The 5,664-nt window shown below is 72.2% G+C and carries 8 protein-coding genes; 3 read left to right on the top strand and 5 right to left on the bottom strand.

Annotated features, from left to right (window positions below):
* From FV229_RS24940 to FV229_RS24930, 3 genes are all read right to left on the bottom strand, one after another.
* Positions 1–412, bottom strand: a 412-nt coding sequence (locus tag FV229_RS24940; RefSeq protein ID WP_187275278.1) for a BatA domain-containing protein, incomplete at its 3' end; no start/stop codon positions are given.
* 9 nt (positions 413–421) lie between these two features.
* Entirely contained in the window at positions 422–1,336 is a 915-nt protein-coding gene (locus tag FV229_RS24935) for a DUF58 domain-containing protein (RefSeq protein ID WP_147754514.1), read from the bottom strand.
* Positions 1,337–1,339: 3 nt separating this feature from the next.
* On the bottom strand, positions 1,340–2,341 hold the full coding sequence (locus FV229_RS24930; RefSeq protein WP_147754513.1) for a MoxR family ATPase: 1,002 nt from the start codon (positions 2,339–2,341) through the stop codon (positions 1,340–1,342).
* A 209-nt stretch (positions 2,342–2,550) separates the two neighbouring features.
* Between FV229_RS24930 and FV229_RS24925 the strand changes: the two genes are divergently transcribed.
* On the top strand, positions 2,551–3,123 hold the full coding sequence (locus FV229_RS24925) for a cysteine hydrolase family protein (RefSeq protein ID WP_147754512.1): 573 nt from the start codon (positions 2,551–2,553) through the stop codon (positions 3,121–3,123).
* A gap of 62 nt (positions 3,124–3,185) precedes the next feature.
* On the opposite strand, the gene yidD is transcribed toward FV229_RS24925, so the two are convergent.
* Together yidD and FV229_RS24915 are read right to left on the bottom strand one after the other, a co-directional pair.
* Positions 3,186–3,515: a membrane protein insertion efficiency factor YidD gene (gene yidD, locus FV229_RS24920; protein WP_147754511.1), complete on the bottom strand. Its 330-nt coding sequence runs from the start codon at positions 3,513–3,515 to the stop codon at positions 3,186–3,188.
* 4 nt (positions 3,516–3,519) lie between these two features.
* Positions 3,520–3,966, bottom strand: a complete 447-nt coding sequence (locus FV229_RS24915) for an iron-sulfur cluster assembly scaffold protein (RefSeq protein WP_147754510.1) — start codon at positions 3,964–3,966, stop codon at positions 3,520–3,522.
* A 225-nt stretch (positions 3,967–4,191) separates the two neighbouring features.
* Between FV229_RS24915 and folE the strand changes: the two genes are divergently transcribed.
* A complete protein-coding gene (gene folE, locus FV229_RS24910) occupies positions 4,192–5,034 on the top strand; it encodes a GTP cyclohydrolase I FolE (protein WP_147754509.1) in 843 nt (280 codons plus the stop codon).
* 109 nt (positions 5,035–5,143) lie between these two features.
* Positions 5,144–5,560, top strand: a complete 417-nt coding sequence (hisI, locus tag FV229_RS24905; protein WP_147754508.1) for a phosphoribosyl-AMP cyclohydrolase — start codon at positions 5,144–5,146, stop codon at positions 5,558–5,560.
* The last annotated feature ends 104 nt before the right edge of the window (positions 5,561–5,664 follow it).

The following is a 5,664-nucleotide window of genomic DNA, read 5'->3' as shown; positions in this document are numbered from 1 at the left end:
GGGCGTCCGCCAGCCCGACCACCGCGACGGGCCGTCCGTCGCGGGCGGCGCCCTCGACGGCGTCGGTGGCGACCCGCATCCGGTCGCGCCAGTCGTGGGCGGCGGAGACGCCGTTGTCGATCATCACCAGAAGCGCCTTGCGGCCTCCGCCGGCGCCGACGCCGCTCGGGTTCCAGACCGGCCCGGAGACGGCGAGGATGAGGGCGGCGGCGGCGAGCAGCCGCAGGATCAGCAGCCAGGGCGGGGTCCGCGCCGGCGTCTGGCGCCGCGCCACCAGGTCCGCCACCAGCTTGAGCGGCGGGAAGTCGATCCGGCGCGGGCGCGGCGGCGTCACCCGCAGCAGCAGCCACAGGGCGGGCAGGCCGATCAGGGCGGCGAGCGCGAAGGGCGCGGCGAAGGTCAATCCGAGCACGACGCCCTCCTAGCCCGTTCCGCGCGCGGCGGCGACCAGGGTCGCGAGGCGAAGCGCCGCCTCGCTCGCGGGGCGGTCGGTGCGGTGCAGGGTCAGCGTCCAGCCGACGCCGCGGGCGATCTCGGAGAGGCCGGCCCGGTGCGCCTGGATGCGGGTGCGGTAGGCGTCGCCCCAGGCGCCGGCGTCGCCGACGTCGAGCGAGAGGCCGGATTCGAGGTCGTGCAGCACGGCCTGGCCCGAGAACGGGAACGTCTCCTCGATCGGGTCGGCGACGGCCACGAGGTGCCCACGGCTGCCGCGCCCGGCGATCTCCTGGACGGCCGAAGCGACGCGTTCGAGGGGGGTGAGGAAGTCGCTGATCAGGATCACCTCGTCGAAGCGGGCCGGGGCCGCGCGGGGCGGCAGGTCCTGGGTCAGGCCGGCGGCGTCGGCGACGAGCGCCTGCGCCATGGCCTCGACGATCTTGCGCGACGCGGTCGCGCGGGTCAGCCCGAGTAGGCCGACCCGCTCGCCGCCGTCGACGAAGGCGTCGGCGAGCGCCAGCCCGAGGACGAGGGCACGCTCGACCTTCGCGGCCTGCGCGAGGTCGGAGGCGAAGCCCATGGAGCCGGAGCGGTCGATCCAGATCCAGATGTTGTGGGCCGCCTCCCACTCGCGCTCGCGGACGTAGAGCCGGTCGTCGCGGGCGGAGCGGCGCCAGTCGATCCGCGCGGCCGCCTCGCCGTTCACGAAGGGGCGGAACTGCCAGAAGCTCTCGCCGGGGCCGGCGCGGCGGCGGCCGTGCAGGCCGTGCGCCAGCATCGACGAGACGCGGCGGGCCTCCAGCACGAGCCGGGGCATGCGGGACGCGAGCGCCACCGCGCCCTCGCTTTCCCGCCGGCCGGGCGCGCGCGGGATCGCGTCGTGGGCGCGCACGGCCGCCACGCGCTAAAGCTTCTCGGCGAGCTTGGCGATCAGCCCCTCGATGGTGTCGCCGTCGGCCCGCGCCGCGTAGCTCAGCGCCATGCGGTGCTTCAGCACCGGCTCGGCGAGCGCCTTCACGTCGGCGACCGACGGCGCGACGCGGCCTTCGATCAGCGCGCGGGCGCGGGCCGCTAGGCTCAGCGCCTGGCTGGCGCGGGGGCCGGGGCCCCACATCAGCTTGCCCTTCACCAGCTGGTCGCCGCCGTCGGGGCGGGCCGAGCGGACGAGGTCGAGGATCGCGTCGACCACGGTCTCGCCCACCGGCAGGCGGCGCACGAGGCGCTGCGCGGTCAACAGCGCGTCGGTCGACATCACGGCCTTCACGCCCTGGTCGGCGACGCCGGTGGTCTCGATCAGGATGCGGCGCTCGGCGGCGCGATCGGGATAGCCGACGTCGATCTCCAGCAGGAAGCGGTCGAGCTGCGCCTCGGGCAGCGGATAGGTGCCCTCCTGCTCGATCGGGTTCTGGGTGGCGAGCACGTGGAACGGGCGTGGCAGGTCGTGGCGCTCGCCGGCGACCGAGACGAAGTTTTCCTGCATCGCCTGCAGCAGAGCGGACTGCGTGCGCGGGCTCGCGCGGTTGATCTCGTCGGCCATCAGGAGCTGGGTGAAGACCGGGCCCTTGACGAAGCGGAACGAGCGGCGGCGGTCGGCATCCTCGTCCAGGATTTCGGTGCCGAGGATGTCGGAGGGCATCAGGTCGGGCGTGAACTGCACCCGCCGGGCGTCGAGCCCGAGCACGGTGCCCAGCGTCTCGACGAGCTTGGTCTTGGCCAGACCCGGCAATCCGACGAGGAGGCCGTGGCCGCCGGCCAGGATCGTGACGAGGGCGAGGTCGACGACCTTCTCCTGTCCGAAGATCACCCCGTCGATCGCTTCGCGCGCCTGGCCGACGGAGGCGAGGCAGGCTTCGGCGGTGGCGACGATGCCGTCGTCGAGGGTGGTGGCGGACGAGCCCTGACTCATGCCGATGGGGTTTCCGTCTTGATCGTCGGGCCTTGCGGCCGGGGGCGACGCTGGCGTCGTTCTGGGGGCGGAGTGTGCGGCGGTTCGTGACCGGCTGGCAAGGCCGGCATCGCCGCAGGGTTTGGCGGGTGGCGAAAGGGCAAGCACGACACAAGCATGCACCTGCCACGCGCATTGGATCAGCGAGCGGCCGCGGCTATGGCTTCGTCATGAGCGAATCCGCCGACATCGCCTTGATCGTGATCGACGTTCAAAAGGCCTTCGATGCGTGGGAGGCTGCGGGACGCCGCCGCAACAATCCCGAGGCGCTTCGATCGATTGCCGCGCTGCTCTCCGCATTTCGAGCCGAGGGCCGGCCGATCTTCCACGTGCGACACCAGGGAACCGCGGAAGACTCGTTTTTCCTGCCCGGCACGACCGGCTACGAAGTCAAGGACGAAGCGCGGGAGCGGGACGACGAACCGGTCATCGTCAAGCGCGTCAATAGCTCCTTCATCGGAACCGATCTGGAGGCGCGACTTCGTTCGGGAGGGATCGGTACGCTGATCATCTGCGGAGCGACGACCAACCATTGCGTCGAGACGACGGCCCGGATGGCGGGGAACCTCGGCTTTGAGACCTATCTCGTTCGAGACGCGACATGGGCTTACGACCGTGTCGGACCGGATGGCGACCTGCACCTTGCCGAGGATGTCCACGCGATGACGCTCGCGAACCTCGAGGGCGAGTTCGCTCGGATCGTTCGTTCGGGCACCGTCGTCGACGACCTGCTGAAGCGATAGAGCCCGACCTGTCGGCGGACGGCACGGCTCCGACCAAGGAGCGTTCGACGAGATATGCCCGATCAGCCGTCGGACCTCGTCCCGACGGCCTCACAGACGAACGGATTGGGCGGCGCGTTCACCCCGCGCCAACGCGCGTAGCGCCACGGCAGGAACCAGCGCGCCCGCGGCGGCAGGGCGTCGGGCACGAGGTCGATGCCGTGGGTGCCGAAGGGACCGCAGCGGCAGATCCGCGAAAACCCCATCCAGGCGCCGGGCCAGAGCCCGTGCCGGGCGATCGCCGCGTCCGCGTAGTCGGAGCAACTCGGCCAGTGCCGGCACTGTCGGCCGACGAGGCCGGACAGCGTGAGTTGATAGCCGCGGATCGCGATCCGCGCGGCACGCCGCAGCATCGCGTCAGGCGGCGGCGCGCCTGGCGGCCTCGATGCGGTCGAGCGCCTCCACCACCGCGTCGAAGGTGAGCAGGGTCGAGGCGTGGCGCGCCTTGAAGTCGCGCACCGGCGCGAGCACGGAGAGGTCGGCCCAGCGGCCCTCGGGCGCCGGGCCGTTCGTCTTCAGCATCGCACGCATGGTCTCGCGCACGCTCCGAAGCTCCTCGGGGCTGGAGCCGACCACGTGCCGCCCCATCAGCGAGGACGAGGCCTGGCCGAGCGCGCAGGCCTTCACGTCGTGGGCGAAGTCGGCGACCGTCTCGTCGGCCCCGAGCACGAGGTCGACGGTCACCGTCGAGCCGCAGAGCTTCGAATGCGCCGTCGCGCTGGCGTCCGGCGCCGAGAGCCGGCCGAGCCGGGGGATGTCGGCGGCGAGTTCGAGGATGCGCCGGTTGTAGATGTCGTCGAGCATGGGCGCCTTCCGCTCCTTGTCGCTGCGTGGTCGGCCCCGTGCGGGCCGCCCTTGCGCCCCGCGCGCCGTGCATTGCGCGATCGTGCAAGAACGACGATATAGGCCGCTTCAGGCCGTTTCGCGAGGAGGCGGCTCGTCGACCAGGGTCGCGCCCACGGCCACGGACACCGCAACCACCGGGGCGCCGGCCCGGAGCCATCCGGGCTCCGAGACGGTTCGACCGACATGTACGCCAAGCCGGACAGTACGACGATGAAGGCCCGTGTGGCGCGGGCCGGAGATGCCATGGATGCCGCGCTCAAATCCCTGTCCTACGGCGCCGCCCGTCCCCTTCCCGAGGCCGAGCCGAGCTTGAGCGTCATGCGCAACGACAACGACCGCGTGGTGGCGAGCCTCGCCGAGCGCCGTGCCGAGACGGCCGCGCCGGACGGCGCCAAGGACATCGCGAAGAAGCCCGAATCCGCGACGCGGGTGCCCGACGGCATCGCCCTCGCCCGCCCGAGCCGCGAGGAGGCCGAGGCCGCCGTGCGCACCCTGCTGCGCTGGGCCGGCGACGACCCGAACCGCGAAGGCCTGCTCGACACCCCGGCCCGCGTGGTCAAGGCCTACGGCCAGCTCTTCGGCGGCTACGAGGTCGACGCGGACGCCCTGCTCGAGCGGGTGTTCGAGGAGGTCGAGGGCTATTCCGACATCGTCCTGGTGCGCGACATCCCGTTCTACTCCCATTGCGAGCACCACATGGTGCCGTTCATGGGCCTGGCGCACATCGCCTACTACCCGACCAAGGGCGTGGTCGGCCTGTCCAAGCTCGCCCGCGTGGTGGACACCTTCGCCCGCCGGCTGCAGACGCAGGAGACGATGACCGCCCAGATCGCCGACGTGATCGAGAGCATCCTCAAGCCCCGCGGCGTCGCCGTCCTCGTCGAGGCGGAGCATCTCTGCATGGCGATGCGCGGCGTCCAGAAGGCCGGCGTTTCCACCATCACCACCCAGTTCCGCGGCGCCTTCCGCGAGGACGCCAGCGAGCAGGTGCGGTTCCTGACGCTGGTCCGCGGCGGCAAGTCGTAGCCGCATTAAGGCGTAGCCGCATTCATGTGGCGTCGCCGCCCCTTCCCTCCCCCGCAGAGGGGGGAGGGATGCTCGCGGACCGAGTGCTCTGCGCAGGAACCGTCATTCGATGACCGTCCCCCCATTCGATCCGCCCGGTAGCCGTACCGAGGTCGAGGAAGGCGCGGCCTTCACCCCGCGCTTCGACCGCGACGGGCTCGTGGCCTGCATCGCCGTCGACGCGCAGGACGGCCGCGTGCTGATGCTCGCGCACATGAACGCCGAATCGCTGCGACGGACGCTGGAGACCGGCGAGGCCTGGTACTGGTCGCGCTCGCGCCGGGAACTCTGGCACAAGGGCGCGACCTCGGGCCAGGTCCAGCGCGTCGTCGAGATGCGCACCGATTGCGACCAGGACGCGCTGCTGATCACCGTCGCGGTCGGCGGCGACGGCGGCTGTTGCCATACCGGGCGGCGCGCCTGCTTCTACCGTAGCGTCACCCTCGACCCGGACGGCCGCGCGGTGCTGAACCCCGCCGGCGCATGAGCGGCGCGCACGCCCTGCTGCGGCACGCGGCGCCGTCGATCGCCCCCGGAACCGTCGAGCCGACGCGCGAGACGGCGCCGTGGCAGCCGCGGATCGGCCTGGCC

It is taken from the genome of Methylobacterium sp. WL120, assembly GCF_008039465.1.
In the GTDB taxonomy this organism is placed as follows: domain Bacteria; phylum Pseudomonadota; class Alphaproteobacteria; order Rhizobiales; family Beijerinckiaceae; genus Methylobacterium; species Methylobacterium cerastii.
The sequence above is the reverse complement of the archived record's forward strand: the minus strand, read 5'-3'. Positions and strand labels throughout refer to the sequence as shown.

Coding starts and splice junctions, on each gene's coding strand:
- FV229_RS24930 (WP_147754513.1), bottom strand. CDS start 2,341: ATGAGTCAGGGCTCGTCCGCCACCACCCTCGACGACGGCATCGTCGCC.
- FV229_RS24925 (WP_147754512.1), top strand. CDS start 2,551: ATGAGCGAATCCGCCGACATCGCCTTGATCGTGATCGACGTTCAAAAG.
- yidD (WP_147754511.1), bottom strand. CDS start 3,515: ATGCTGCGGCGTGCCGCGCGGATCGCGATCCGCGGCTATCAACTCACG.
- FV229_RS24915 (WP_147754510.1), bottom strand. CDS start 3,966: ATGCTCGACGACATCTACAACCGGCGCATCCTCGAACTCGCCGCCGAC.
- folE (WP_147754509.1), top strand. CDS start 4,192: ATGTACGCCAAGCCGGACAGTACGACGATGAAGGCCCGTGTGGCGCGG.
- hisI (WP_147754508.1), top strand. CDS start 5,144: ATGACCGTCCCCCCATTCGATCCGCCCGGTAGCCGTACCGAGGTCGAG.